We start from the raw sequence: 2,677 nt of genomic DNA on the forward strand, positions 1-2,677 counted from the left end.
CGTCAACAGCTTTCGCGGCATAAACGCTTAGGCTATTGTCTCATTAGCTACCGTTTGATGACCGAGGTAATTTACACACTAATTTGGACTTGACTTGGGTAATATCTTTTACGTGTTATATTTTCCTATTAAATGTGAATAATATGATATAAGAAATTTTATAATGGTGGTGTGATTTATGAAGAAATTTCGCAAAATTATTGCAAATGATATAAGAAAATGTTACTATTTAATAAACAAGGAGATGAAATTTATGATAATTGAATATAAGGTCAAAAACTTTAAGTCATTTAAAAATGAGATTATTCTTTCAATGGTAGCCGATAACAACCGTGAGCTATCAGATACCAATTTGTTTCAATATGAAAATATGACTCTCTTGAAAAGCGCTGCAATTTTTGGTTCCAATGCTAGTGGGAAATCAAATTTAATTGAATCATTTAGCTTTTTTAATGATCTATTTTCAGCATATGTTGATATTAATAAAATGCTATCAAATTTACCGTATTTCAAACTTGATACAGAAAGTAAAAATAAGCCTATATCTTATGAAATATCGTTTTTCTTAAATGGTAAACGCCATCGCTATGGTATTGAGATAGACAGTAAGGGAATTTATTCAGAATGGTTGTACTTTGTTCCTAAGAGGCAAGAGGCATGCTATTTTGAAAGAAAAAGGAATGAAATCGTCCGTACAGGAACATATTTTGAAGATAGAAAGGCATTGGACTATATAAAACCTGATGCAATAAGGCCATTCTTATTTACTTTAGCCCAAGATTCGATTAAAGAATTTGTTTGGGCAAAGGAAATAATTAATTATTTAAAATTCTATATTCGCCCAAGCAATTTACCGGAAGTGTTTTTTAAAAGTATGATAGAAGAGGAGATTTTAAAGAATTCTGGAAAAGGGATACTTACCAAAGAAGAGGTTTTATCTTTCTTAAAAGATGCAGATATTTGTATCACAGATATTTCTGTACTTAAAAAGAAGACCGATGAAGATGATCTATTTAGCCAATTTGTTGAGTTTATGCAGCAAAAGGGTGCAAGTATCGAATCTAATGAGTTGGAAACATACATGCATCATTCAAAATATGATGAACAATATAATATTGTTGGTGAAGAGAAATTTCCATTGGATGCGGAATCGAGAGGAACTGCTAAATTGTATGCTTTGATCTATCCAATCTTTTTTGTGCTAAAGGTAGGAGGATTTCTTCTTATTGATGAAATCGAAAGTTCCTTACATCCTTTATTATGTGAGAGAATAATTAGGCTTTTTAATAATTCTAAAACTAACCCGCATAATGCGCAATTAATTTTCACTACCCATAATACACTTTTAATGAACCCTAAACTATTACGGAGAGACCAGATATATTTTATAGAGAAGAACAAATATGGCGTAAGCAACATGTACAGTTTATATGACATTGATTTGGATATTAGAAGTAATTTCAACTATTTGAATAATTATTTAGCCGGTCGCTTTGGTGCCATCCCATATCTTGTAGACTTTAACATAAGCATATAAATGGATAGGGGGTTGTACTGTGGGGAATAAACGCGATTCAAACAGCTACAAAAGAAAGAAAAAATATATTCGCCCTAGTCCATTTTTTATTATAGTTTGTGAAGGAAAAGTTACGGAGCCTGATTATTTTAAGGGATTTCCTTATTACAACAAATTAGGTACAGGTTATAGCCACGCTGCTGTATATATTTTGCCAGATGCAGGACAACATGAAGCAGTGGTCAAAAAGGCATACGAAGTATGGAAAGATTTGAATGAGGAGTATGGGACAATCTCACCTAATGAAGTATGGTGTGTTTTTGATTGTGATGGTGATCCTGACGGGCTTAATCGTGCGATACAAGCAGCTAGGTCAAAAAAGTTTAATGCGATTTATTCTGTCCAGTGTTTTGAACTTTGGTATTTGCTACATTTTCAAATGGTAAGAGGAGCCATCAATAAATGCGAATATGACAAGAAAATAAGTGAATATTTAGGTATCGACTATACACATGGAACAAGGGGAATGTATGCGCTCTTGGAAGAACGCCAAGACGATGCCATTCGAACAGCTAGACAGCTATGGGAACAGAAGGCAAAAATGGGTGAACTTCAAGGTGATCCTATTACTAATGTTTTTTTATTGGTTGAAGCATTGAATAGTGCTTATGAAAGACTTAGAAATAGACAATCAAACATGTGATATTTGTTGGTTCATCTTAATGATAACGGAGGAAGTCGCAGAAGTCTGAGGCTTCCTGAAGTCTAATTGCATCATTAACCTATATGGAGCAACAAGCTTGGATAGTTTCAGCAGAGCTGATAGGCATGTTTATCATTTGATATGTTTCCTTGAACGTAGTTTTTTCAAAAATGACCGAAAAACCGATTGACATGTTCCCACGAACAGATGCTATAAAAAATGGCCCACAGACGTCAATTCCATCAACTCAACCCATGTTGAGTGCGTCACATTAATGTCAAGGATGGAGGAATAGGATAGCCACTAAGGTACCGTCAAGAATTTTTCGCAAATTCATAACCCGCTTGGTAGTCATCACCTAGCGTAAGCGTCAAAGAAACCCTCACATAGTATATCGGTTGTGTAGTTGATACAATCACAGTAAAACAAGTTGAAAAAGTTGAAAAAGTAGGCCAACT

2 protein-coding genes are annotated in these 2,677 nt (G+C 34.0%); both read left to right on the forward strand.

The window, feature by feature from the left end; genetic code table 11:
• Positions 1-178: 178 nt before the first annotated feature.
• A complete protein-coding gene (locus tag F3H12_RS12935; protein WP_149679728.1) occupies positions 179-1,537 on the forward strand; it encodes an AAA family ATPase in 1,359 nt (452 codons plus the stop codon).
• 19 nt (positions 1,538-1,556) lie between these two features.
• The gene (locus tag F3H12_RS12940; protein ID WP_188118536.1) at positions 1,557-2,219 is read left to right on the forward strand and encodes an RloB family protein; all 663 of its coding nucleotides are present in this window, start codon (positions 1,557-1,559) and stop codon (positions 2,217-2,219) included.
• Positions 2,220-2,677: the final 458 nt, after the last annotated feature.

It is taken from the genome of Thermoclostridium caenicola, assembly GCF_900142095.1.
Lineage (GTDB): Bacteria > Bacillota > Clostridia > DSM-8532 > DSM-8532 > Thermoclostridium_A > Thermoclostridium_A caenicola.